23 protein-coding genes are annotated in these 23,479 nt (G+C 71.5%); 8 read left to right on the forward strand and 15 right to left on the reverse strand.

Annotated features, from left to right (window positions below):
• Positions 1 to 27: 27 nt before the first annotated feature.
• Complete coding sequence (locus DMB66_RS12950) at positions 28 to 1,158, forward strand: M48 family metallopeptidase (protein WP_125804313.1); 1,131 nt, start codon at positions 28 to 30, stop codon at positions 1,156 to 1,158.
• A 121-nt stretch (positions 1,159 to 1,279) separates the two neighbouring features.
• Positions 1,280 to 1,816 carry a peptide deformylase gene (def, locus tag DMB66_RS12955; protein ID WP_125804314.1) on the forward strand — a complete coding sequence of 179 codons (537 nt, stop codon included), beginning with the start codon at positions 1,280 to 1,282 and terminating at the stop codon, positions 1,814 to 1,816.
• Between the two features lie 419 nt (positions 1,817 to 2,235).
• On the opposite strand, the gene DMB66_RS12960 is transcribed toward def, so the two are convergent.
• Positions 2,236 to 3,447: a cytochrome P450 gene (locus DMB66_RS12960; protein WP_125804315.1), complete on the reverse strand. Its 1,212-nt coding sequence runs from the start codon at positions 3,445 to 3,447 to the stop codon at positions 2,236 to 2,238.
• 207 nt (positions 3,448 to 3,654) lie between these two features.
• Here DMB66_RS12960 and DMB66_RS12965 point away from each other — a divergent pair, with 207 nt between their 5' ends.
• Entirely contained in the window at positions 3,655 to 4,074 is a 420-nt protein-coding gene (locus tag DMB66_RS12965) for a helix-turn-helix domain-containing protein (protein ID WP_125804316.1), read from the forward strand.
• A 29-nt stretch (positions 4,075 to 4,103) separates the two neighbouring features.
• Here DMB66_RS12965 and DMB66_RS12970 read toward each other — a convergent pair whose 3' ends face one another.
• The 6 genes from DMB66_RS12970 to nhaA all read right to left on the reverse strand — a co-directional run bounded on the left by DMB66_RS12970 (position 4,104) and on the right by nhaA (position 10,336).
• Positions 4,104 to 5,249: an MAB_1171c family putative transporter gene (locus tag DMB66_RS12970; protein ID WP_125804317.1), complete on the reverse strand. Its 1,146-nt coding sequence runs from the start codon at positions 5,247 to 5,249 to the stop codon at positions 4,104 to 4,106.
• A complete protein-coding gene (locus DMB66_RS12975; protein ID WP_199752287.1) occupies positions 5,246 to 5,758 on the reverse strand; it encodes a hypothetical protein in 513 nt (170 codons plus the stop codon). Before DMB66_RS12975 ends, DMB66_RS12970 begins: the two co-directional genes overlap by 4 nt.
• Positions 5,759 to 5,857: 99 nt before the next feature.
• Positions 5,858 to 7,678: a carbohydrate-binding domain-containing protein gene (locus DMB66_RS12980; protein ID WP_125804318.1), complete on the reverse strand. Its 1,821-nt coding sequence runs from the start codon at positions 7,676 to 7,678 to the stop codon at positions 5,858 to 5,860.
• Positions 7,675 to 8,427 (reverse strand): polyphosphate polymerase domain-containing protein, encoded by a 753-nt coding sequence (locus tag DMB66_RS12985; RefSeq protein WP_125804319.1) that lies wholly within the window; start codon positions 8,425 to 8,427, stop codon positions 7,675 to 7,677. Before DMB66_RS12985 ends, DMB66_RS12980 begins: the two co-directional genes overlap by 4 nt.
• A complete protein-coding gene (locus DMB66_RS12990) occupies positions 8,424 to 9,014 on the reverse strand; it encodes a DUF4956 domain-containing protein (protein WP_125804320.1) in 591 nt (196 codons plus the stop codon). Before DMB66_RS12990 ends, DMB66_RS12985 begins: the two co-directional genes overlap by 4 nt.
• Before the next feature lie 86 nt (positions 9,015 to 9,100).
• Positions 9,101 to 10,336: a Na+/H+ antiporter NhaA gene (gene nhaA / locus DMB66_RS12995; RefSeq protein ID WP_125804321.1), complete on the reverse strand. Its 1,236-nt coding sequence runs from the start codon at positions 10,334 to 10,336 to the stop codon at positions 9,101 to 9,103.
• Positions 10,337 to 10,600: 264 nt separating this feature from the next.
• Between nhaA and DMB66_RS13000 the strand changes: the two genes are divergently transcribed.
• Both DMB66_RS13000 and DMB66_RS13005 read left to right on the forward strand, forming a co-directional pair.
• On the forward strand, positions 10,601 to 11,215 hold the full coding sequence (locus DMB66_RS13000) for a lytic polysaccharide monooxygenase (RefSeq protein WP_233624510.1): 615 nt from the start codon (positions 10,601 to 10,603) through the stop codon (positions 11,213 to 11,215).
• Between the two features lie 84 nt (positions 11,216 to 11,299).
• Positions 11,300 to 11,869, forward strand: coding sequence for a hypothetical protein (locus DMB66_RS13005; RefSeq protein ID WP_125804323.1), 570 nt, complete (start codon positions 11,300 to 11,302; stop codon positions 11,867 to 11,869).
• An 11-nt stretch (positions 11,870 to 11,880) separates the two neighbouring features.
• Here DMB66_RS13005 and DMB66_RS13010 read toward each other — a convergent pair whose 3' ends face one another.
• The 5 genes from DMB66_RS13010 to DMB66_RS13030 form a co-directional block, all read right to left on the reverse strand.
• Positions 11,881 to 12,240, reverse strand: coding sequence for a VOC family protein (locus tag DMB66_RS13010; RefSeq protein WP_125804324.1), 360 nt, complete (start codon positions 12,238 to 12,240; stop codon positions 11,881 to 11,883).
• A gap of 11 nt (positions 12,241 to 12,251) precedes the next feature.
• A complete protein-coding gene (locus DMB66_RS13015) occupies positions 12,252 to 13,055 on the reverse strand; it encodes a MerR family transcriptional regulator (protein WP_125804325.1) in 804 nt (267 codons plus the stop codon).
• 52 nt (positions 13,056 to 13,107) lie between these two features.
• Positions 13,108 to 13,854, reverse strand: a complete 747-nt coding sequence (locus DMB66_RS13020; RefSeq protein WP_125804326.1) for an alanyl-tRNA editing protein — start codon at positions 13,852 to 13,854, stop codon at positions 13,108 to 13,110.
• A 92-nt stretch (positions 13,855 to 13,946) separates the two neighbouring features.
• A complete protein-coding gene (locus DMB66_RS13025) occupies positions 13,947 to 14,786 on the reverse strand; it encodes an ABC transporter permease (protein ID WP_125804327.1) in 840 nt (279 codons plus the stop codon).
• A complete protein-coding gene (locus DMB66_RS13030; protein WP_125804328.1) occupies positions 14,783 to 15,697 on the reverse strand; it encodes an ATP-binding cassette domain-containing protein in 915 nt (304 codons plus the stop codon). Before DMB66_RS13030 ends, DMB66_RS13025 begins: the two co-directional genes overlap by 4 nt.
• Positions 15,698 to 15,842: 145 nt before the next feature.
• Between DMB66_RS13030 and DMB66_RS13035 the strand changes: the two genes are divergently transcribed.
• Genes DMB66_RS13035 through DMB66_RS13045 form a run of 3 tightly spaced genes read left to right on the forward strand, consistent with a single transcriptional unit; the run spans position 15,843 to position 18,738 of the window.
• Positions 15,843 to 17,087: a sensor histidine kinase gene (locus DMB66_RS13035; RefSeq protein WP_158647221.1), complete on the forward strand. Its 1,245-nt coding sequence runs from the start codon at positions 15,843 to 15,845 to the stop codon at positions 17,085 to 17,087.
• A complete protein-coding gene (locus tag DMB66_RS13040; RefSeq protein WP_125804330.1) occupies positions 17,084 to 17,761 on the forward strand; it encodes a response regulator transcription factor in 678 nt (225 codons plus the stop codon). The genes DMB66_RS13035 and DMB66_RS13040 overlap by 4 nt, the downstream gene beginning before the upstream one ends.
• Complete coding sequence (locus DMB66_RS13045; protein ID WP_125804331.1) at positions 17,758 to 18,738, forward strand: DMT family transporter; 981 nt, start codon at positions 17,758 to 17,760, stop codon at positions 18,736 to 18,738. Before DMB66_RS13040 ends, DMB66_RS13045 begins: the two co-directional genes overlap by 4 nt.
• Here DMB66_RS13045 and DMB66_RS13050 read toward each other — a convergent pair.
• The 3 genes from DMB66_RS13050 to ileS all read right to left on the reverse strand — a co-directional run.
• Positions 18,732 to 19,541: a sulfotransferase gene (locus DMB66_RS13050; protein ID WP_125804332.1), complete on the reverse strand. Its 810-nt coding sequence runs from the start codon at positions 19,539 to 19,541 to the stop codon at positions 18,732 to 18,734. The genes DMB66_RS13045 and DMB66_RS13050 overlap by 7 nt on opposite strands.
• An 81-nt stretch (positions 19,542 to 19,622) precedes the next feature.
• On the reverse strand, positions 19,623 to 20,660 hold the full coding sequence (locus tag DMB66_RS13055) for a hypothetical protein (RefSeq protein WP_125804333.1): 1,038 nt from the start codon (positions 20,658 to 20,660) through the stop codon (positions 19,623 to 19,625).
• Positions 20,660 to 23,479 (reverse strand): isoleucine--tRNA ligase (gene ileS, locus DMB66_RS13060; RefSeq protein WP_125804334.1); only part of this gene is annotated, 2,820 nt, incomplete at its 5' end. The genes DMB66_RS13055 and ileS, both read right to left, overlap by 1 nt.

Consider the following 23,479-nt stretch of genomic DNA (forward strand, 5'->3'; position numbering starts at 1 on the left):
AGGAGACCGAGGCGCGGAGGGACCACCATGACGATCGACGACGAGAATCGGCCGGCCCGGCAACGGGTCACGCTGACCGACATCAGCTCCCGGGCCTGGGAGCACCCCGCCGACCGTGGCGCCCTGACCGCCCTGCGGGAGCTGCGCGGCTTCGACGACGTGGTGAAGGCCTTCTTCGGCATGTGGAACGAGCGCGGCTTCCGCCTGCAGTATCTGGCCGGCTCGATCCGGGTCGACCACCGCCAGTACCCCCGGGTGTTCCAGCGCTTCACCGAGGCGGCGACGACCCTGGACGTGGCCGAACTGCCCGGCCTGTTCGTCACCCAGTCGCCGATGATCCACGGTCAGGCGATCGGGATGGACAAGCCGTTCATCGTCATCACCAGCGCGGCCGTCGAGAAGCTGGACGACGACGAGCTCCGCGCGCTGCTGGGCCACGAGATCGGGCACGTGCGCAGCGGCCACGCCGTCTACAAGACGATCATGATGATCCTGACGAAGTGGGCGACCAACGTCAGCTGGCTCCCGATCGGCGCCATCGCCCTGCGCGCGATCATCGCGGCGATGTACGAGTGGTGGCGCAAGGCCGAGCTGTCCGCCGACCGTGCGGGCCTGCTCGCCGGCCAGGACCCGGCCGCGTCGACGCGCCTGCTGATGAAGCTGGCCGGCGGCGGCGACCTCAGCCAGATCGACACGGCCGCGTTCCTGGAGCAGGCCGCCGAATACCAGGGCGGCGGCGACCTGCGGGACAGCGTCCACAAGATCAGCATGACGGCGTGGAGCAGCCACCCGGTGCCCGTGGCCCGCGCGGCCGAACTGCGCCGCTGGGTCGACTCGGGCGAGTACAGCCGGATCCTCGGCGGCGACTACCCGCGGCGCGACTCCGACGGCAACGCCTCGGTGACCGGCGACGTGAAGGCGGCGGCGAGCCATTACCGGGAGTCGTTCCAGAACTCCCAGGACCCGCTGGTGACGCTGGCCCGCCGGGTGTCCGGCGGGGCGGCCGACCTCGGCGACTGGGCCGGCACCCAGGCCGGCAAGGCACGGGCCTGGGCGAGCTCGGCGGCGGACGCGGCAGGACGGGCGGCGCGCCGGGAGAGTCGCCCGGCCGACGACGCTCCGGCCGACCGTCCGAACGGCGAGAACCCGCCGGCCTGACCAGGAATGCCCGCACACCGGTCCCCGCACCGGCCGCGCGGGCACTCCTCGCCCGCGCGTCCKRWAYCCSACGCCGCCGCGCGGGCGCTCCGCAGCCTCGCCCGCGTCCTAAAATCGAGCCGTGCAGACTCGTGCCGGAACCCCACGACCCATCACCCGCTACGGGCATCCCGTCCTGCATCGGCGCTGCGCCGACGTGACGGTCTTCGACGAGGAGCTGCAGCGGCTCGTCGCCGACATGTTCGCCTCGATGGCCGCCGCCGAGGGAGTCGGGCTGGCGGCCAACCAGATCGGCGTCGACGCGCGGGTCTTCGTCGTCGACTGCCCCGACGCCACCGACACCAACGTCGTCGCCCACGTGATCAACCCCGTGCTGCACCTGCCGGACGGCCGTGACCTGGAAGTCGACAGCGAAGGCTGCCTCTCGGTCCCCGGCGTCCGCGCCGACGTCGGCCGGCCCACCACCGCGTACGTGACGGGTGTCGACATGTTCGGCAAGCCCGTGCGCATCGACGGCACCGGGTTGCTCGCCCGCTGTCTGCAGCACGAGAGCGACCACCTCGACGGCCTGCTCTACGTCGACCGGCTGCCGACCAAGAAGCGCAAGCGGCTGCTCGCCGAGAGCACGGAAGCGCCGGGCGTGGGCGTCGCCGAATAGCCACGGCGCGGCATTCAGGCTGCTGGATGGCTGGGGGAGCGCTCCACCGCGCCGCGTACCGATGGGCGTCAATGCTGTGGATCGCGCCGGGCGATGTTCCGCCCGGCCCGAGCGGTGGACGGGCCTCGGCCGACCGGAGGCCCGGGCCGTCGCGATGGCCCTGTGTGGCACCGTTTTCGCCGAGCCGGTCCTGCTGACCGGGGAGTGGGCCATCGGCGGTTCGGCTCTTCGGTGATGATCGGCGGTACGGATGGACAACAACCGCTGCGGTCGATACTCTTTGTACGACGCCGTTGCGAGTTCTTCCCCCGTGGAATTCGCAGCGGCGCTCCTATTTTCCGGCCGTGACCGTCTTTCCGGCCGCCGGCGGTGCCGTGGCTCAGATAGCGAACTTGCCTGGCTTTCCGCTGTGGGTCGGCTCAGCTGACCGAGATCGGAAGCTTCGTGTAGCCGCGGATCGCCAGGCTGTCCCGGCGGCCCGGTGCGCCGGCGAGGGCCAGCCGGGGAAAGTGGGCGAGCAGCGCCGGGATGGCGATCTGGGCTTCGAGCCGGGCCAGGGGCGCGCCGAGGCAGTAGTGGATGCCGCCGCCGAAGGACAGCGGCGCGTTGTCCGGCCGGGCCAGGTCGAGCCGGTCCGGGTCGGTGAAGCGTTCCGGGTCGTGGTTGCCCGCGCCCAGGTAGGCCACGATCCGCTCGCCGCCGGACACGGGCACCCCCGCGATCTCCAGGTCGTCCCAGGCCACCCGGCTCAGCAGTTGCACCGGGGTGTCGAAGCGCAGCAGTTCGTCGACCGCCGAGGCCGCCAGCCCGGGCTGCCGGCGCAGCAGCTCCAGCTGATCCGGGTGGTGCAGCAGGGCGACCACGCTGTTCGCCAGCAGGTTGGTGGTCGTCTCGAAGCCGGCCGCGAACAGCAGCGCCGCCATGGTGAGCAGCTCGTCCTCGGTGAGCTTCTCACCGTCTTCCTCGGCCGCGACCAGCGCGCTGATCAGGTCGTCGCCGGGCTTGCGGCGGCGCTCGGCGGCCAGGTCGGCGAGGTAGGCACGGATCGTGGCCGCCGCCGGGTCGGCCGTCGCCAGCACCTCCGCCGAGATCACCTCGATGACCTGGGTCCAGTCCCGGACCAGGCCCTGGAACTGGGCGCGGTCCGGCTCGGGGATGCCGAGCAGCTCGCCGATGACGTTGACCGGCAGCGGGAACGCGAACGCGTCGACGAAGTCGACCTCGCCGTCCATCCGTACCAGAAGATCCTGGACCATCTGGGTGATCCGTGGCCGCAGCGCCTGCACCCGGCGGGCGGTGAACGAGGAGCTGACCAGCCGGCGCAGCCGGGTGTGGTCCGGCGGGTTGAGCGCCAGGACGCTGGTGAAGAGCTGGTGCAGCGCGGGGTGGTCGGCCCAGCCGGGGCTGACGAACTCGAGCATGTGGGCCGGCATGTGCCCGAGCCGGGGATCGCGGGTGACTGTGACGCAGTCGGCGTGCCGGGTGACCACGAGCGCGCCGTCGTCGGCGCGCACCACCGGGGAGATCTCGCGGAGCCGCCGATAGCGAGGATAGGGATCCTCGCGGCCGGTCAGGCGGGTCAGCTCATCGAGCAACGTCGAGACTTCTGGACTCTCCACAATGTCCGTCACGGTGAGAAGGATACCGGCGGGTTGAGCGGAAACCACCCATCGTTTACGCTCTGGCCGAACATCATAAATCTGAGTTTACGGTCGTTGAGCGATGCCCCTACATCGGGGGATGTGCAGCTTTGGTTGCTCATGGGTGTCGATGCGACGACCGGTTTTCGTCGGTATGATCCGCATGTCCCATCTTGGCCCGGCGACGAGGGGAGTGCGGTGTCCAGCGAGTTCTCCATCGCCGAGAAACTGGACCACCTCTTCACCCAGGTCCGGTCCGCCGGCCAGGGTGAGGCCAGCTACATGACGGTGGCCGAGGCCATCCGGGCGCAGCAGGGCATTCAGATCTCGCACACATACATCTGGCAGCTCCGGACCGGCCGCCGCACCAACCCGACCGTGCAGCATCTGAAAGGCCTGGCGACCTACTTCGGCGTCCCGGTCGCCTACTTCCTGGACGACGACGAGGCCCGCAAGATCGACAGCCAGCTGGCGTTGCTGGCCACGCTGCGCGACGCCAAGGTGAAGGAGATCGCCCTGCGGGCGGCGGACGTCTCGCCCAGCAGCAGGGACACCATCGGCGAACTGGTCCGTAAGGTGTGGGAGCTGGAACAGGCCCGCGGCAAACCCGACGCTTGAGCCCACCCGATCCGTCGGTGGGCCGCGGGCTACGTCCGATCGTGGGCGAACGCCGCCGGCTCCTCGCGGCGGAAGGCGGCGCCGACGGCGCTGAGCCAGGCGACCTCGTCGGCCACCTCGCCGCCGATGTCCGCCCAGCGGTCGTTCTCGCCGGCCGCGACGGCTCCCGACCGGTGCCGCCGCAACGCCAGGGCGATGCCGCAGGCTTCGATCAGTGCCGGACGCTCACCCACGTACTCTCGTGCCGCCGCGAGCGTGCCGGCCGGCAGATAGTCGCGCAACGTCAGCATGCCGTCCCTGATCTCGATCACCCGGCGATAGAGCCGCAGCTGCACCTCGTCCACCCCGGCCAGTTCGAGCAGGGCCCGCCGCCGGGGAAAGAGGATGACGTCGGGAAACGTCCGCCGCATCACCTGCCACAGCGGACGGAGCGCCCACAGGGAGCGGTAGGTGCGGATGACGGAGCGCAGTTTGCCGGCGGCCGGCACCGCCGCGCCGATCACGCAGATGATGATGCCGAGGTTGCGTACGGCGTTGGCCGCCGGCTCGATCCGGTCGACCGAGAGGCTGGCGCCGAAGCCGTGCAGCACGATCACCCCGGTCTTCAGCGCCGCGTACAGGGAGATCAGGAACGTCCCGGTCGCGAGGGCGCGCAGCCCGTCGCGCAGCGGGCCGGCCGGTGCCGAGCGGCCGATCCGCCAGAACAGCGCGGTGGCGATGGCGAGGACCGCGCCCAGGTAGCCGTTGAGGACGACCCAGTAGCCGGCCGCGGCCGGCGCGATGGCCGTACTCATCAGCTCGGTGCCCCTGGTCCTGATGCCGCCGGGCGTCGCGGCCATCAGGATGATCAGCGTGCCCAGCACCGCCACGGCCAGGAGCAACTGCCGGCGGGCCGCATGCGGGTGGGCCTGGTCGTAGTCGGTGATCAGGGAGAGGAAGCGCACCAGGAAGAACGCGGCGGCGACGGCGAACAGGTGGGGGATGACCTGCGGTTCCGGGACAAGCTCGCCGACCAGCGCGTTGGCGCCGGGCGTGGCCACCGTCTTGGCCAGGGCGACCGAGGAGAGCGTGGCCCACATGGCTCGTTGCCGGGCGTCGCGCCAGAGGGTGGGCAGGCGGGCCAGGACTGTGCCCCAGAGCAACACGAGCAAGGTGCCGGTGAGCGCGCCGTTCAAGTCGGAAAATTCAGGACGTCGGCGACCCGGCCGAGGGTGTCCCTGGGCTGGCGGCCGGTTGCCGGGCCCAATGCCGAGCGCGCCCGGATCAGCGAGGCCAGCATCTCGGCCTCGCGCTCCTGGGCCGTGGTGTAGCTGACCCGGCCCAACATCGTGTCGATCGTCTTGGGGTCGAGGTCGGGGACCAGCCGGCCGACCGCGCCGTCGCTGACCTCCGGGCCCGCGTCGATGCCGGTGGTATGGCCGCTGATCATGTGGCTCAGCTCGTGTAACACGATGTGCTCGGCATGCAGCCGCGACGTCCCCGGGTCGTAGAACACGTAGTCGGCGGCCGGCACGGAGATCCACAGCCCGCACGGCGCGCCCGCGCTGAGCCCGGGCATCGGCTGCAAGGTGAGCGGCCGTCCCCGATGGACGGCCAGCGCGGCGGAGAAAACGTCCAGATCGAACGGATTCGGGACAGGGATGTCCTTGAGACGGCGCTCGCAGCGCCGGCGCAGCCGGCTCACCTGGTCTCCCCGGTCTAGGTCCGGCCGCCAAGGCTACCCGGACCGCACGGCGGCAGCCCGCCGGATCGTGATGACCCGGCGGGCTGCCTGTGTGCTGGTTCAGCGGCCGCCCTGCCGGCCGAATCCGCCGCCGGCCGGGGCCTCGCCCGCGGTCGCCGTCGCCACCGCCGCGGCGGAGCCGAGCGATCCCGACGCGGCCAGCCCGCCGACGCTGTCCCCGGAGGCTGTTCCGCCGGTGTAGATCTGGTACTCGGCGCCGGTGGTGATCGCGGACGAGGAGTAGACGATGTTCTGCGCCTGCTTCGAGGTGACGAAGGAGGCCACCACCTTGCCGTCCGCGTCGACGATCTGCACGGTCGTGCCCGCCGGCAGCGCCGAGTCCAGCGTGGCGGACAACCATCCCTGCTTCGAGTCGGTGGCCGGGGTCACCACCATGCCCGAGCTTCCCGCCGCGAGCAGGACGCCGCCGCTGATCTCGAACGTGCCGTTGACGTCGAGGGCGCCGTTGCCGTTCTGCTCCGGCCCGTTGACCACGACCGTGCCGCCCGTGATGGCGGCGTTGCCGTTGGAGTCCAGGCCGTCGCCGCCGGAGTTGATGACCAGGGTGCCGCCGGTCACCGTCACCGAGGCGTCGGCAACGGACTCGCCGCCGCCGGGGCCACCGCCCGGGCCGCCGCCGTCGGCGTCGGTGTCGGCCGAGTCGGTGTCGGCCGAATCGGCGGCGGACGCGTTCACGCCGTCGTCGCTGGAGACCACCCGCACCGAGCCGGCGTTGATGACGATGTCCTTGGCCTCCAGGCCCTCGACCGACGCCGTGACGTCGACGGTGCCGCCGTCGACCTGCAACGTCTGCTCCGCGTGCACGGCGTCGTCGCCGCTGGCCGCGGTCAGCGCCGTCGACACCAGGTGCACGGTGCCGTCGCTGTGCACCGCGTCATCGGAGGAGTCCACCTTGGCCGTACCGCCCTCCAGGACGGTGGTGATGCCCGACTTGAGGCCCTTGGTCGACACCGTGTCGGCCGGCTTGGTGGTGTGCCCGCCGCCGCTGGCCACGGTCACCGTGCCGCCGGTCATGACCAGGTCCGTGTACGCGTCCACGCCGTCGCCGCCGGACTCGACGGAGACCGTGCCGCCGGCGATCGAGATGAAGCCCGCGTCCGCGTCCGCGTCGTTGTCGGCCTTCACGCCGTCGCCGCCGGAGGTGATCGTGAGCTTCCCGTCATTGACCACCACGTAGTCCTTGCCGCGGACGCCGTCGTCCACCGCGTCGACCGTGATCGTCCCGGAGTCCACGACCAGGCCGTCCTTGCTGGCGATGCCGTCGTTGCCCTGGCCGTGCACGGTCAGCGCGCCGGTGCCGGTGATCGTCAGGTCGCCGGCGCTGAACAGGGCCGCGTTGACGTCGGCGTCCTCGGCGTAGGTGGACGTGTCGGTCAGCGTGTTGGTGCTGCCGTCCGCGAGGATCACGGCGAGCTCGCCGATCTCCGTCGCGGCGATCGCCGCGCTGCTCGTGCTGGTGATGGTGACGCCGTTCAGGATCAGCCGCACCGTGGCATCGGGCGCGTTGACGACGATCTGGCCCGCGCTCAGCGTGCCGGACAACCGGTAGGTGCCGGCCGCGGTGATCGTGACCGTGCCGCCGTCGACCTTCGCGCCGTCACCGTCGACGGTCGCCGACGTGCCGGTCAGCTTGATGTCGACGACCTCCGACTCGGTGACCGTGGCGGCGTCCGCGGTGGCGTGGACCTCGGTGTTCGCGTCGAGGACCGCGGCGGCCGAGAGCGCGCTGGTCGCGGCGACGGTGGTCTGGGCGGCCGAGCTGGTGGCGGTGGAAGTGGTGCCGTCACCGCACGCTGCCAGCGCCGCCGTCGCGAGGATGGCCGAGGTGATCGCGGCGGCGAAGCGCTTGCGGAGTCTCATCGGGAAGCCTTTCCAGGGGTCGGAGCGGTGGGGAAGATGCGCAGCACCGGGTGCCAGCGGTTCGAGGGCAGCTCGGGGCGGAGGGCGGCCAGGCCGGTGCCGTACTTGGACACCACCCGGGGGCGGTGATGCAGCGACCAGAGCAGGCGATCGGCCGCCGAGGCGCCCGCAACCGACTTCGTCTCCACGACCGCCCACTGCGGGGTGCGTACCCCCGGGCCGTCCGGGAGTTCCCACGCCAGCCGGGTGTCCACGGTGAGCCGGGTGCCGCCCTCCGGCAGGAAGAACGTCTTTCGGCGGTACCGGGTGGTCAGCACGTGGTCGAGGTCGAGCCGCACGCCGAGGACCTCGGCCGCGTACTCCGCCGCGGCCGGGGACAGCGTCGGCTCACCGCCGTACGGGATGCGCTGTTTGGTGGTCGTGCCCCTGCTGCCCCGGGTCTTCACTTCGAAGAAGTGCACGTCGGAGTCGACGTAGCTGCGGGTGCGGAGCTTGAAGCGGTGCCGCCGGCCGCGGGCCGCGGCCAGATAGCTGTGCAGCGCCGGGGTGTCGAAGTACGCCGACCGGTACGCGAAGTCGCGCCGGCCGTCGATCTCGAGCACCCGGGTTCCGTCGGGCAGGCCCGCCAGCACGGCCGGCAGTTCGGCGACCGGCACGAGGTACTTGCGGTCGACCCGGGTGAGCAGTTCGGCCTCTTCGACCAGCTCGGCCAGCGAGATCGGTGGCCGTTCCACGAGGGCGCTGGTCATGCCGGGATCCGCTCGATGTCGGGGCTGGCGGCCCGCCGCGACCCGGTCGCCGCCACGTAGCGGACCTCGACCAGCGTGGTGTCGTTCACCAGGTCGACGTGCTTGACCAGCAGATTCACGATCCTGCCGTTGAGCAGCACGGCCAGGTGCGCGCTCAGCGCCCGCTCGTCGGTGTAGGCGACGTCCAGATGCATCGTCTGCTGCCGGTAGCGGCGGAACAGGCCCGGGTGATCCGAGACGAACAAGGTGACCAGGATCAGGGCCATCAGCGCCATCGCCAGGACCGTCGGGGCGCTGCTCAGCCCGGCCAGCAGCCCGAGCGCCAGCGCCGCGAAGTAGTACGCGATCTCGTGCTGCGCGATCTCGTCGGATCGGAGCCGGATGATCGACAGCACGCCGAACAACCCGAGTCCCAGCCCGGCGCCCACGGTCGTGGAGCCGAGCACCATCGAGACGGCGAGCACGCCGATATTCACGCCGAGGAAGGCCACCACGAGGTCCCGCCGGTGGTGGCGCGGGAAGTAGATGCCAAACGCCAGGATGGCGATGGCGGTGACATCGGCGGCCACGACCAGTAGTTCATTCACGGAGATCCTTCACCCTTCAAGTGGTCGGATCTCCATTGAGCCCGGCTTTGCTATGCGTCAGCTGAGCGCGGGCTGTGCCGGCGGCGTCAATCCGTTCGGCGCTGGTAGACGTCCGGGATGCCGTCGTCGTCGGCGTCCTCGGCCTCCTGCGCGGCGATCAGCCGGTAGTGCCTGTCCCGCAGCCGCAGCACCACCGCCGCCAGCAGCGCGGCCAGCAGCGAACCGGCCAGGATGCCGATCTTCGCGTGGCCGTCGCGGACCGTGCCCGGTCCGTAGGCGAGCTCACCGATCAGCAGCGACACGGTGAACCCGACCCCGCCGAGCAGGGCCAGCCCGACCACGTCCCACCAGCTCAGGCCCGGGTCCAGGCGGGCCCGGGTGAACCGCTGCACGAGCCAGGTCGCGCCGGTGATGCCGATCGCCTTGCCGGCGACCAGGCCGGCGATGACGCCGAGGGTGACCGAGTCGCGCATGCTCGCCCCGAAGCCGCCGGCCGCGGTGACCGAGACACCGGCGGCGAAGAACGCGAACACCGGTACGGCCAGGCCGGCCGACAGCGGCCGGAGGCGGTGCTCGAAGTGCTCGGCCAGCCCGCGTTTCCGCACCGGCACTGTGAACGCCAGCAGCACCCCGGCCACGGTGGCGTGCACGCCGGACTCGTGCACGAGAGCCCAGGTCGCCGCGGCCACCGGCAGCAGCAGCCACCACCTGCGCACCCCACGCTGAACCAGCGCCCCGAAGATCCCCAGCGGGAGCACGGCCAGCACCAGCGGCAGCACATGCAGCGCCGAGGTGTAGAAGATCGCGATGATGGTGATCGCCAGCAGGTCGTCCACCACCGCCAGGGTCAGCAGGAACGTGCGCAGCGCGGTCGGCAGGTGGGTACCGATGACCGCCAGGACGGCCAGCGCGAAGGCGATGTCCGTCGCGGTCGGGGTCGCCCACCCGGCGAGGCCGCCGCTGTCCAGGTTGATCAGGGCGAAGATCGCGGCAGGCGCGATCATGCCGCCGACCGCGGCGATCACCGGCAGCGCCGCACGGCGCGGGTCGCGCAGGTCGCCCGCGACGAACTCGCGCTTGAGCTCCAGCCCGGCCACGAAGAAGAAGATCGCCAGCAGGCCGTCGGAGGCCCAGGCGGCCAGGCTCAGCGGCCCGATCTCCCAGGCCGAGAGCGAGCCGTACGCGTCAGCCCACGGCGAGTTGGCCCAGCCGAGCCCGATGAGCGCGGCGACGAGCAACAGGACCCCGCCGACGGTCTCGGCACGGAGCAACTCGCCGATGCGGCGGGCTTCCGGCCAGGTGCCACGGCTGAAAAGGGACATCGGGCGCCTCCGGAGGGGTCGACGAAATCATCGCCGACCAGACTTCCCGGCACACCTGAATCGACCCTATCGGCGGCGAGGTCGGCTGACCAGCCCTCGCGAAGGAGTCTATAGACGTTGGTTGATATCTGTTCACATTGGTGTAATGCTGCTTGGGAGCGCTCCCATCCCCCTACGCCGAAGAATGGAGGACATACCGTGCCCCCACACGAGTCCCAACAGTCCGGCCGGAAGTCCCGCTCAGCCGTCCGTCAGCCCGTCCGGGTGCTTGTCGTGCTGCTCGCCATGGTGGCCAGCATGCTGCCCTGGGCCGGTGCGGCCCAGGCCCACGGCACCATCATCAACCCGGCATCCCGCGCCTACCAGTGCTGGAAGACCTGGGGAAACCAGCACACGAACCCGGCCATGCAGCAGCAGGACCCCATGTGCTGGCAGGCGTTCCAGGCCAACCCCGACACCATGTGGAACTGGATGAGCGCGCTGCGGGACGGCCTCGGCGGTCAGTTCCAGGCCCGCACCCCCGACGGGCAGCTGTGCAGCAACGGCCTCGCCAGGAACGACAGCCTGAACCAGACCGGCGCCTGGAAGACGACCCCGATCAGCAGCAACTTCACCGTCCATCTGTACGACCAGGCCAGCCACGGCGCTGACTTCCTGCGGGTCTACGTCAGCAAGAACGGGTTCAACCCGGCCACCCAGCGCCTCGGCTGGGGAAACCTCGACCTGATCACGCAGACCGGCAGGTACGCGCCGGCGCAGAACATCTCGTTCAACGTCTCGACCTCCGGATACACCGGACAGCACATCGTCTTCGTCATCTGGCAGGCCTCGCACCTCGACCAGGCCTACATGTGGTGCAGCGACGTGACCTTCACCTGATCGGCACGACCCGCTGCTGCGGCCCGGGATCGTTGACTGACGGTCCCGGGCCGGAGCAGCCCACCGACGAGGTGAGAGGCGATCATGATTTCCCGGGAGAGCTTCGCGGGGTGGTACCGGAACCGCTTCGTATGGGTGGCGGTGATCCTGCTGGTGACGGCCGGCGCGGTCGTACTGGTCAACTCGGCGGAGCCGGCGGATCTGCAGGGGCAGATCGTGACCCGGGTGCGCGCCACGCTCGAACAGTCGAACCCAGAGCAACACAACCACGCCGGGCACCCTGGCCAGCAGGTCGCCACCGAGGAAGCGGCGAAGCCGGCGGTAATCTGCGGGGTCCGCATCTACGGCTACGAGCCGGCCGAGGCCACTGCGCTCGCCGAGGTGCGGACGGTCTATGCCTTCCACCTCTGCGGGGTCGCCGAGCGGAAGCGCCCCTGGGACGTGGCGGTGAAGTTGGCCGGCCCGGTGGCTATGGACATGTCCACCGATCCTCCGGGCATCCAGGTGGTCGAGGCGACCGCCGACGTCAAGTTCGCCGACCGGCTGCGCGAGATGTTCCCGGCCAAGTACGCGGACCTGGCGACCACGGAGGCGCTGGCCGACTCGGAGATGACCGACCTGCGCAGCCGGTACGAGGCCGCGGCCGATCTCTGATCCTCCTGGATTCAGCCTTCGCCGGTGCCGATGTCGAAGAGGTTGCCCTCGGGATCGGTCATGGTGGTCCATACCGCGCCGTACTCGTCGAAGTCAGCGACCGGCTTTGCGCCCAGGGCCGCTGCCCGGGCGACGCCGGCCGACACGTCCGGCGTGTGCAGATCCAGGTGGATGCTGTTCTTGCCCGGTGTCCGGTCGGGCACGCTGATGAACATCAGCACGGGCTGGGCACCGGTCGAGCGCCCGATGGTGGCGAAGTGTTCCGATGCCCCGTCGTCCACCTGGCGGTCGAGCAGCGCGGCGTAGAACGCGGCGAGGTCGGCGGCGTGGGCACAGTCCACGGTGACGTGGGCGATCACGAGTCCGGTCATTTCGGTGCTCCTCATTGGATGGGCCAGCAGATCTCGGTCCGGTACTGGTTGGGGTCGTTCGTGTGGTCGGGTCCGACGAGATAGACCTCGACGATGGGGCTTGCGAGTCCGACGTCATGCTCGGCGACGTGGCTGCCGAGCTGTCCGTAGGTGAGGTCGCAGTCGGTGAACGGCCCGGCGTGGATCGCCACGGCGAACCGTTGCTGCGGCAGCACCGCGAACCGGTCGTCGGCGGCCGGCACCGTCTCCGGCAGCACCGGCACGAACGCCACGACGTGTCCCTCGTCGCGTTCGAAGAACTCGGTCGAGTACGTCGCGCCGGCCGCGCCCGCCGGGTCGACGCCGTGCTCGGCAAGAATCCCGTACAGCAGCGGATAGGCCTGCCCGCACCAGTCGGCCACCGCCGGGCGGGCCACCTGGGCGCTGATCCGGAGCACGGCCGACGGCGGCGACATCCGATGCGTTACCGGGACCGCCGGCTGCGTCCGCAGCAGCCGTCGCAGTGACACCACTACGTCGTGGGTACGGGTGAGCTCGCTCTCCATCCGGTCCAGGTGCCGGGCCAGCGCGTCCTCCCGCGACTCGGGGTCCGGTTGGGCCAGCAGGCGACGGATCTCCGCGAGCGGCATGTCAAGCCCGCGCAGCCGCCGGATGAGATGCGCGTCGCCGACCTGTCGCGTCGAATAGCGCCGGTGTCCGGTCGTCTCGTCGACCGCGTCCGGCACCAGCAGGTCGATGTCGTGGTAATACCGCAGCGTCTTCGCGCTGAGGTGGCACAACCGCGCGAACTCGCCGATCGCGACTTCCTGTGTCATGCGCCCAGTGAAGCCCTTCCAGTAGCTGGAAGTGCAAGAACCGCTCGTGAGGTCAGCTGGCCAGCCTGATGCGGACACGGCGGTTCTGGCGGCCCTTGCTCTCCACCTTCACCACCTGGACGCGGCCGACCTGGGCGGTCGACGCGACGTGCGTACCGCCGTCGGCCTGGACGTCCAGGCCGACGATGTCCACCACGCGGATCTCCGGGCTTTCCAGGGGTGGCAGGGCGTCCTGGGTGCGGACCAGGTCCGGGATCGCCAGCGCCTGCTCGCGGGGGAGCACCCGGGCGACGATCTTGCGGTCGGCGGCGATCTCCGCGTTTACCGCGTCCTCCAGCGCCTGCTTGAAGCCCGGCGGCACCTCGGGCAGGTTGAAGTCCATCCGGGCCTCACCCGGTTGCATATTGCCGCCGGTGACCAGCGCGCCGAAGTCGCGGAACACCGTGCCGCAGAGGATGTGCAGCCCGGAGTGGGTGCGCATCAGAGTGGTGCGCCGGTCGTCGTCGACCGCGCCGCGCACGGTCGCGCCGGCGGGCGGGACCGGGTCGCCCGGTGCCGGGATCAGGTAGTGCTCGTCGCCCTTGCGGGTGTCCACGATCCGGGTCTGCACGCCCTGCCAGATGAGGGCGCCGTGGTCCGGCGGCTGGCCGCCGCCGCCCGGGTAGAACGCGGACCGGTCGAGCACGATCCCGGCTTCCGGATCGGCCGGATCGGACCAGACGACGGTGCAATCCCATTCGCGGATGGTCGGATCGACCCAGTCCAGGCGGTGGGTGTGTCCGTGCTGCTCGAAGGCCATCGTCCGAGGGTAAACCCGGGGACCGGTCACATGGCGGCGGCCGGCCGCCTCCCGGGGGAGTGGCCGGCCGCTGCTGTGGGCCGCCGGAGCCGTCAGGCGTCGGAGCGCTTCAACCGCCAGGCGCCGCCCACGACCACGGCCGCGACGTAGGCCACGAAGACCGCGAGTCCGGCCCAGGGCCCCAGCGCGTCCGCCCCTTGGGTGACCGCCGTGAACGAACTGCCGGCGTTCGCCGGGAGGTACTGCACGACACTGTCCCGCCAGGATTCCGGGAGCAGCAGCTGAGCGACGCCGCTGAGCAGGAACATCGCGCCGAACAGCGTGCTGATCGCGGCCGGCGTCGAGCGCAGCAGCGCGCCCAGGGCGAGACCTAGCACGCCGTAGCCGGCCAGGACGACGGCCGAGCCGAGCACCGCGCGGGTCACGCCCGCGTCGGACCAGGATGCCGCGCCGTCGCTGATCAGGGCCTGGCCGCCGGTGAAGGCGATCGCCGAGGCCGCGAGGCCGATCACGAAGACCACCACCGCGAAGACGGCGATCTTGCCCCAGAGCACCGGCAGGCGCTTCGGTACGGCGGTCAGCGACGACCGGATCATGCCGGTGCTGTACTCGCTCGCCATGAACAGCACGCCCAGGGTGCCGAAGGCCAACTGGGCGAACGTGAGACCGGCCAGGCTGGCGTCGATCGGGCCGAGGTCACCCGGCCCTCCGCCCGGTCCGCCGGCCGCGGCACCGGAGTCCAGCATCGATGAGGCGAGCAGGCCGATACCGACCAGCAGGGCTACCGCGGTGGCCAGGGTGATCACGGTCGAGCGCAGCGACCAGAATTTGATCCACTCGGAGCGGATCACCCGGGTCTGGGTGACCCGGAGCTTGGCCGGGGACGGCGGCGCCGGGGCCACTCTTGACGGGGTCAGGGTCGCGGTGCTCATGCGGCTGCTCCTACGGTCTGGTACTCGACGGCGTCCTTGGTCAGCTCCATGAACGCCTCCTCCAACGACGGGCGCTGCACGGTGAGTTCGTGCAGCGCGATGCCGGCCGCGGCCGCGCGGTCGCCGATCTTCTCGGCGGACAGGCCGGTCACCTCGAAGGCGCCGCGCTCGACGCTGAGCACGGTGACACCGGGGGCGGCCAGCAGGCCGTGCAACTCCGCCGCGCGCGGCGAGCGGACCAGGACCGAGTCGTGCGCGGCCTGCTCGATGAACTCCGCCACCGAGACGTCCGCGATGAGCTTGCCGCGGCCCACGACCACCAGGTGCTCGGCGGTCAGCGCCATCTCGCTCATCAGGTGCGAGGAGACGAAGACCGTGCGGCCCTGCGCGGCCAGGCCCTGCATGAGGTGCCGGATCCAGAGGATGCCCTCCGGGTCGAGGCCGTTCACCGGCTCGTCGAGGATCAGCACCTCCGGGTCGGCGAGCAGGGCCGAGGCGATGCCCAGCCGCTGGCCCATGCCGAGCGAGAAGGCGCCGGCCCGCTTGCGGGCGACCTCGTGCAGACCGACGATGTCGATCACCTCGTCGACCCGGGCGCGGGGGACGCCGGTGGTCGCGGCCATGGCCAGCAGATGGTGGTACGCGGACCGTCCGGTGTGCACGGCCTTGGCGTCCAGCAGCGCGCCGACCTGCTTGAGCGGCGCGGTGTGCTCCGCGTACGGGCGTCCGTTGATCGTGGCCGTGCCCGACGTCGGCCGGTCCAGCCCCAGGATCATCCGCATCGTGGTGGATTTTCCGGCGCCGTTGGGCCCCAGGAAGCCGGTGACGATGCCCGGCTTGACGGTGAACGTCAGGGAGTCGACGGCGGTCTTGGCGCCGTACCGCTTGGTCAGTTCATGAACCTCGATCATGGGGCATAGCCTGGTCCGACCGCGAGGTAATCCGCGTCGTCCGACGGTGGGCAGATCCGAGTACTGCGAGCGCGGTATCCGAGCTCACTTACTTACCGCGCGGAGACGACGCTTCGCAGGTACGCCCACGCGTAACGTGATCGTCATGGAGCTGGGCGAGGTGCGCGAGACACGGATGTGGCAGGCGGTACGCCGGCATCCGCAGCTCTGCGACGCCGCCCTGGCCCTGGCGCTGGTGGTGCCGGCGATCATCGCCATCCGCATCGGCAGGCACGGCGAACAGCCCCGCATGCTGGACACCTTCGACGTGGTCGCCCTCGTGGTCGCCTTCGGCGCGGTGACCTTTCGCCGCCGGCACACCCGGGTCGGCCTGATCGTCACCACGCTCGCGTGGATCGTCACCCTGCTCCAGCAGAACGACCGGCAGGCGATCCTCATGGTCGCCCTCATTCTGCTCTTCTTCACCCACGCCAACCGGACAGACCGGCGCACAGCCTGGATCACCGCCGCATGCCTCGGGACGGTCTTCTACCTGTCCGGCGTGCTGTGGGCGGGCGGCGGTTGGTGGGCGCCGGAGAATCTCGGCGCGCTCGCCTGGATCGGCATGGCCACCGCGGTCGGCGACGCCGGCCGCAGCCGGCGGGCGTACGTGGCCGAGGTCGAGGAGCGCGCCCGGCGGGCCGAGCAGAGCCGCGACGAGGAGGCCCGGCGCCGGGTCGTCGAGGAGCGCGTGCGGATCGCTCGCGAGCTGCACGACGTCGTCGCCCACCACATCGCGGTCATCAAGGTCCAGGCCACCGGCGCGAAGCACATTCTGCAGCACCGCCCGGAGCTGGTCGGCCCGGCGCTGGACCACATCAGCCGCTCCTCCGACGCGGTGCTGAAGGAGATCGCCTCGGTGGTCGGCCTGCTGCGCAGCTCGGACGAACTGGACGGGGGCGAGGCGTCGGCCACCGAACCGACCCGGGGACTGGCCCGGCTGTCGACGCTGCTGGACGACCTCGCCGCCGCCGGCCTGCGGGTGGATCACCACCAGGTCGGCATGGCCCGGGAGCTGCCCGCGCTGGTCGATCTCGCGGCGTTCCGGATCGCCCAGGAAGCACTGACCAACGCCCAGAAGTACGGCGACGGCACGGCCCGGCTCACCGTGGAGTACACCCCGGACGGGGTGCGGCTGGAGATCGCCAACCAGATCCGGCCGGATGCGCCGCGGTCCGGTTCGGGCTACGGCATCATCGGCATGCGGGAGCGCGCCACCTCGACCGGTGGCCTGCTCACGGCGGGCCCGGAGACGAACGGCCGCTTCGCGGTACGCGCCGAACTGCCCAGCGCGGATCTGGGCGGTGCGGATCTGGGCCGTGTGGAGCTCGCGGGGCGGACCGGGTCATGACCATTCGCGTGCTGCTGGCCGACGACCAGCCGTTGATCCGGGCCGGCTTCCGGATGTTCGTCGAGCCCGATCCCGAGGTCGAGATCGTCGGCGAGGCCGGCACCGGTCGCGAGGCCGTGGCGCTGGCCCGCTCGGAGCGTGCCGACGTGGTGCTCATGGACATCCGGATGCCGGACATGGACGGCATCGAGGCCACCCGCCGGATCGCCGCGGCCGAGGATCTGGCCGGCGTGCGGGTGCTGGTGCTGACGACCTTCGAGAACGACGACAACGTGGTGCTCGCGCTGCGGGCCGGCGCGAGCGGCTTCCTCGGCAAGCACGTCGACCCGGTGGATCTGCTGCACGCCATCCGGGTCGTCGCCGCCGGCGAGGCGCTGCTCTCCCCGGCCGCCACCCGCGGCCTGGTCACCCGCTTCCTGAGCCAGCCGGTGCCGAGCGCGCTGCCGGCCGCGCTGGAACTCGGCGGGCTCACCGACCGCGAACGCGAGGTGCTGGCGCTGGTGGCGTACGGACTGTCGAACGACGAGATCGCCGAGCGGCTGCACCTGTCGCCGCTGACGGTGAAGACGCACATCAACCGGGCGATGACCAAGCTCGGCGTCCGCGACCGCGCGCAACTGGTCGTCATCGCGTACCAGAGTGGTCTGGTCCGGCCCGGGGAGCAGCAACCGTGAGCGAGTTGGTCCTGGCCGTGCTGCTCTGCATCGTGTCGGCGGCGGGCTATGCGGGCGCGGCCGTGCTGCAGGAACGCCTGGCGCAGCGACCGCTCGGCGTGCTGATCCGGACGCCGCTGTGGTGGGCGGCCATCGCTCTCAACGGGGCCGGCGCGGGCCTGCACGTGGTGGCCCTGCGCTTCGGCCCGCTGTCGCTGGTCCAGCCGCTCGGCGTGCTGACCCTGGTGCTGGCGGTGCCGCTCGCGGCGATGCTCGCCCGGCGGGCGGTCACCCGGCTCGAAGGCCGGGGCATCGGCCTGGCGGTGGCCGGCCTGGTCGGCATCCTGCTGCTGGCGGGTACGACGAGCAGCATCGCGGTGCTGACCAGCACCCAGCTCATCGGCCTGTTGCTGGTCACCGCGGCGCTGCTGACCGCGCTGGGCGGATGGAGCGCGGTGCCCGGCGCCTCGGGCCTGTGGGCGGCGGCCGCCGCGGGAGTGTCGTTCGGTGTCTCGTCCGCCCTGACCCAGACCGTCGCGGTGCACCTCACGGACGGCGGGCTCGGCGCTCTGATCGACCCGACGGTCGCCGTCGCCGCCCTGGCGATCGTCGCGCTGTCGACCGCCGGGACGCTGTTCACCCAGCGCTCCTACCGGAACGGCCTGGGCGCACCGCTGGCGGTGAGCACACTGGCGAACCCGGTCGCGGCGGCGACGATCGGCCTGGTGCTGCTGGGCGAGCAGATCACCGGCGGCGCGCTCGGCGCGGTGGTCGCCCTGGCCAGCGCGGGGATCGCGGCGGTCGGCGTCACCCTGCTGACCCGTGCTCAGGTACGGGAGGCGGCGTCTGTGCCGGCCCCCGCAGACCGGCCTGCGCTGCCCCGGATGACGGCGGTCACCGCGACCAGCGCCCCCGCGCAGCCTGTGCCAGCGATGGCGGCCAGCAGCAGGGTCGCCCGGGTGCCCAACACGGCCAGCAGTATGCCGCTCGCTCAGTAGCCGAGGTTGGCGGCGAGTGTTCGCAGGCGTTCCGGCAGTTCGATGGCCGGCATCGGCCGGGCGGACTGCACCGAGCCCGACTTGATCTTCTCCTGCCAGTCGCCGAGGCCGGCCACCAGCGGGCCGTGGTCGGTGTTGCCGTATTCGACCATCGCGGGTTCGAAGTCGACGCCGAGGAACTCGCACAGCCGCCGCGCCTCCCGGGCCGGGTCCGCGGTCAGATCCTCGTACCGCACGGTGATCCCGGGTACGGCGGCGCGGGCCTCGCACAACTTGCCGAGATACCGGGCGACGCTGGCGATCGCCTGTTCCTCGGTCTGTGCGGTCCGGGCCCGCTGCCACGAGTCGAGGATCGCCGCCGGGTGCCGCAGCAGGTAGATGAGCCGGGCGTCCGGCCAGGCCCGGGCCACCTGGTCCCAGTGGAGGACCAGGTTCGGCGTCTTCTCGACCAGGACCGACTTGCCGCTGCGCCGCAGGGCCGTGGTCAGCAGCCGGTCCCACGTCATGGCGGTCAGTTCGCCCTCGTCGAGATCGAGGGCGGCCATGGCCTTGCGGGCCGCCGGGATCTCGAACGAGACCTTGACGTGGGCCAGGTGCAGTTCGTGCGGCGCGTAGATCTGCGAATGGCTGTTGAGGATCATCCGCAGCAGCGTGGAGCCGGAGCGCACCGAGGAGAAGATGAACCCCGGCGCGCGCAGTTCCCGCTGCGGATTGCGGATCACCCGGAGGCGGCCGTCCCGCTGCACCACTCGCATCCCGGTGCTGCGGGCCAACCTGATGTTGACCTGCTGTCGCCACGCCATGAATCCGGACCTTAACGGTGAAGATCGTGGAGATCATGGCTGTGAGCTGGGAGGAGGCTATGAATCACCCGAAAGTTACGGTCACACCCCGTGAGCGAGCCAGGCCCGGTCGCCGGCGATCAGCAGGACGTGGTCATCGCGGCCGGCGACCGCCGACAGCGGCCTCGCGCCGCGCGGAGTGGTGACGGTGAGCCAGGACCGGCCGCCGTCCACGGAACGCCACAGGCCGCCGGCCGCCGCGTACAGCCGTTGCCCCGCGACGGTCAGCGACCGGACGCCGGTGGCGTCGACTTTGCCGAAGCGGCCGGCCGCGGCCCACTCCGGGCCGCTCCAGGCGCTGTAGGTGTCACCGCGCGGCCCGACCGCGATCAGCCGCGCGCCCAGCCGGACCACGCGTTGCAACTCCGCGAAGCCGTCCCCGTCCGGCACCTCGGCGCGCCGCCACGAGGCGCCGTCGGCGGACGTCCAGGCGGCGGGCGCGTCGCCGAGGCTGCCGACGAGGACGAACCGATCGTCCAGGACGGCGCCGTCCCGCGCGAAGGCCCGGGCCAGGCCGGGCGCGTTCTCGAAGAGCCGGAAGCTCGTGCCGTCGGCGGACAGCCAGGCGGCCGCGCCGCTGGTGCGGTTGCCGGCGAGGAGGAAACCCGACGGGCCGCCCGCGATCCGGCCGACATCGACCGCGGTGCCGCCGCCGTAGGTCTCGAAGGTCGCCGCCGCCTCGGCCAGCGAGCCGTCCGGGCGTTGATACCAGGTGCTGACCCGCGGGTTGCCGTGCGCGCCGCCGCCGCGCGAGCCGATCGCCGCGATCCGGTCGTGTGCGCAGGACACGGCGTACAGGACGCTGCGCGGGCCGTAGTAGCTTCCGGGCAGCGGGGCCAAGGCGAGGCTGCGCCAGGCGTGGCCGTCGACGCTGTCCCAGGCCGCCGGGCTGGTCTCGCCGTCGGGGCCCGACCGGCCGCCGACGACGTACCAGTGCCCGCCGCAGGCGACCGCGTCCCGCAGCAGGCGGGTGCCCGGTCCCGGCAGGGACAGCTCCGTCCAGGCGTTCCCGGGCCCGCCCGCGCAGGCGCCGAGCAGCGCGAGCGCGGCGAGCACGCGCAGCACGCGGGCCGGGCCCATCAGGCCTTCCGCAGCCAGAAGGTGAGCCCGATCGCCTCCTCGCGGAACGGTGCTGCCTCGGGCCAGGACGGCTCGCCGGGCGCGTAGTCCGTCGCCAGCACCTCGTCGGCGACGAGCTCGGCGTGCTCCCCGAGCGCCGCGGCGGTGTCGTCGCGGGTGGTCGCATATCGCAGCACGATCCGGTCGGAGACCTCCAGCCCGCTGGACTTGCGGGCCTCCTGGATCAGCCGGATCGCGTCCCGGGCCAGCCCGGCCCGGCGCAGCTCGGGCGTCAGGTGCAGGTCGAGGGCGAGGGTCGCGCCCGCCTCGGCGGCGACGGCCCAGCCCGCGCGCGGCGTCTCGGTGATGATCACCTCGTCCGGGCCGAGCGCGACGGTCTCGCCGGCCACGACCACCGTGGCGCTGCCGGTGGACCGCAGCGACTGCTTCAGCGCCGTCGCGTCCGCGGCGGCGACCGCGGCCGCCACCTGCTGCACCGCCTTGCCGAACCGCTTGCCCAGCGGCCGGAAGTTGGCCTTCGCCGTGGTGTCCACCAGCGAGTCGCCCGCGGCGCCCACCGAGAGCACCACGCCGACGTTCAGCTCGGCCGCGATCTCGGCCAGCAGCTCCGGGGAGAGCTCGGCGAAGCCGCGCACCGATGCCAGCGCCCGGGACAGCGGCTGCCGCGTCTTCATGCCCGAGTCGGCCCGGGCCGCCCGGCCCAGCTCGACCAGCCGGCGCGCGGCGGCCATCTGGGTCGACAGCGCCGGGTCGATCAGCGCCTCGTCGGCGACCGGATAGGCGGCCAGGTGCACCGACAGCGCGGCGGTGGGCGTCACCGGCGTGACCATGTCCTGCCAGACCCGCTCGGTGATGAACGGCGTGATCGGGGCCATCAGCAGGGTGACCGTCACCAGCGCCTCGTGCAGCGTGGCCAGGGCGGCCGGGTCGCCACGCCAGAAGCGGCGGCGGCTGCGGCGCACATACCAGTTGGACAGGTCGTCGATGAACGCCGCGAGCAGCTTGCCGGCCTCGTGGCTGTCGAACCGGGCCAGCGCCGCGTCCACCCCCCGGACCAGGGTGTGCAGCTCGGACAGGACCCAACGGTCGAGGACCGGCCGGTCGGCCGGCGCCGGGTCCGCCTCCGACGGCGTCCAGCGGGCGGTGCGCCCGTACAGCGCCTGGAAGGCGGCGGTGTTCCAGTAGGTCAGCAGGGTCTTGCGGACCACGTCCTGCAGCGTGGTGTGCCCGACCCGCCGCGACGACCACGGTGAGCCGACCGCGGCCATGAACCAGCGCATCGCGTCCGCGCCGTGCCGGTCCAGCAGCGGCAGCGGTTCGAGGATGTTGCCCAGGTGCTTGGACATCTTGCGGCCGTCCTCGGCCACGATGTGTCCCAGGCAGACCACGGTCTCGTACGCGGAGCGGTCGAACACCAGCGTGCCGATCGCCATCAGGGTGTAGAACCAGCCGCGGGTCTGGTCGATCGCCTCGGCGATGAACTGGGCGGGATAGCCGCGCTCGAACAGCTCCTTGTTGCGGTACGGGTAGCCGAACTGGGCGAACGGCATCGCGCCGGAGTCGTACCAGGCGTCGATGACGTCGGGCACCCGGGTGGCCGTGGCGCCGCAGTCGCAGGCGAAGGTGACCGCGTCGATGAACGGCCGGTGCGGATCCAGCCCGGACAGGTCGTCGCCGGTGCGCTCGCTGAGCTGCTGAAGCGAGCCGATGCAGGTCAGGTGGCCCTCGGGGCAGCGCCAGATGGGCAGCGGGGTGCCCCAGTAGCGCTGCCGGGAGAGCGCCCAGTCGACGTTGTTGGTCAGCCAGTCGCCGTACCGGCCGTGCTTGATCGTGGGTGGCTGCCAGGTGGTGCGCTCGTTCTCGCGCAGCAGCTGCTCGCGGACGGCCGTGGTGCGGACGTACCAGGACGGCTGCGCGTAGTAGATCAGTGGCGTGTGGCAGCGCCAGCAGTGCGGGTAGCTGTGCTCGTATGGAGCCTCGCGGAAGAGCAGGCCCCGGCTCTTCAGGTCGGTGACCAGCGTCGCGTCGGCGGTCTTGAAGAACACGCCGCCGACCAGCGGCACCTCGGGCGCGAACGTGCCGTCCGGCCGTACCGGATTGACCATCGGCAGCCCGTAGGCCCGGCAGCTGGCCAGGTCGTCCGCGCCGAAGGCGGGGGCCTGGTGCACCAGGCCGGTGCCGCTCTCGGTGGTCACGTATGGCGCCAGGATGACGATGTGCGCGTCCGGCACCTCGACCAGGTCGAACGGGGCCGCATAGGTCCAGCGTTCGAGCTCCTTGCCGGGGAAGGAGGCCACTACCGTCCAGGCGGCACCGAGCACCTGTTCAAGCAGATCCGCGGCGATGACGAGCTGCGAACCGCCGTCGGTCGCCACCACATAGGTGACCTCCGGGTTGACCGCGACGGCCGTGTTGGAGACCAGCGTCCACGGTGTGGTCGTCCACACCAGCAGCGACGCGCTCCCGGCGAACGGGCCGGAGGTCAGCGGGAAGCGCACAAAGACCGACGGGTCGACGTCCTGCTCGTAGCCCTGGGCCAGCTCGTGGTCGGAGAGCGCGGTCTGGTCGCGCGGGCACCAGGGCGCGACCCGGAAGTCCTCGACCAGCAGGCCCTTGTCGAAGATCCGCTGCAGCGACCACCAGACCGACTCGATGTAGCCGGGGTCCATGGTCCGGTATGCGTCGTCCATGTCGACCCAGTAGCCCATCCGCTGGGTGAGCTCGGCGAACGCGTCCGTGTGCCGGGTGACCGACTCGCGGCACTTGACGTTGAACTCGGCGATGCCGTACGCCTCGATGTCCTGCTTGCCGGTGAAGCC

The sequence above is a fragment of the Actinoplanes sp. ATCC 53533 genome (genome assembly GCF_003947245.1).

What these genes read in the sequence shown, in the direction of transcription:
- DMB66_RS12950 (WP_125804313.1), top strand. Translation starts at nt 28, where the DNA reads ATGACGATCGACGACGAGAATCGGCCGGCCCGGCAACGGGTCACGCTG.
- DMB66_RS12980 (WP_125804318.1), bottom strand. Translation starts at nt 7,678, where the DNA reads ATGAGACTCCGCAAGCGCTTCGCCGCCGCGATCACCTCGGCCATCCTC.
- DMB66_RS12985 (WP_125804319.1), bottom strand. Translation starts at nt 8,427, where the DNA reads ATGACCAGCGCCCTCGTGGAACGGCCACCGATCTCGCTGGCCGAGCTG.
- nhaA (WP_125804321.1), bottom strand. Translation starts at nt 10,336, where the DNA reads ATGTCCCTTTTCAGCCGTGGCACCTGGCCGGAAGCCCGCCGCATCGGC.
- DMB66_RS13005 (WP_125804323.1), top strand. Translation starts at nt 11,300, where the DNA reads ATGATTTCCCGGGAGAGCTTCGCGGGGTGGTACCGGAACCGCTTCGTA.
- DMB66_RS13010 (WP_125804324.1), bottom strand. Translation starts at nt 12,240, where the DNA reads ATGACCGGACTCGTGATCGCCCACGTCACCGTGGACTGTGCCCACGCC.
- DMB66_RS13015 (WP_125804325.1), bottom strand. Translation starts at nt 13,055, where the DNA reads ATGACACAGGAAGTCGCGATCGGCGAGTTCGCGCGGTTGTGCCACCTC.
- DMB66_RS13020 (WP_125804326.1), bottom strand. Translation starts at nt 13,854, where the DNA reads ATGGCCTTCGAGCAGCACGGACACACCCACCGCCTGGACTGGGTCGAT.
- DMB66_RS13025 (WP_125804327.1), bottom strand. Translation starts at nt 14,786, where the DNA reads ATGAGCACCGCGACCCTGACCCCGTCAAGAGTGGCCCCGGCGCCGCCG.
- DMB66_RS13030 (WP_125804328.1), bottom strand. Translation starts at nt 15,697, where the DNA reads ATGATCGAGGTTCATGAACTGACCAAGCGGTACGGCGCCAAGACCGCC.
- DMB66_RS13035 (WP_158647221.1), top strand. Translation starts at nt 15,843, where the DNA reads ATGGAGCTGGGCGAGGTGCGCGAGACACGGATGTGGCAGGCGGTACGC.
- DMB66_RS13040 (WP_125804330.1), top strand. Translation starts at nt 17,084, where the DNA reads ATGACCATTCGCGTGCTGCTGGCCGACGACCAGCCGTTGATCCGGGCC.
- DMB66_RS13050 (WP_125804332.1), bottom strand. Translation starts at nt 19,541, where the DNA reads ATGGCGTGGCGACAGCAGGTCAACATCAGGTTGGCCCGCAGCACCGGG.
- DMB66_RS13055 (WP_125804333.1), bottom strand. Translation starts at nt 20,660, where the DNA reads ATGGGCCCGGCCCGCGTGCTGCGCGTGCTCGCCGCGCTCGCGCTGCTC.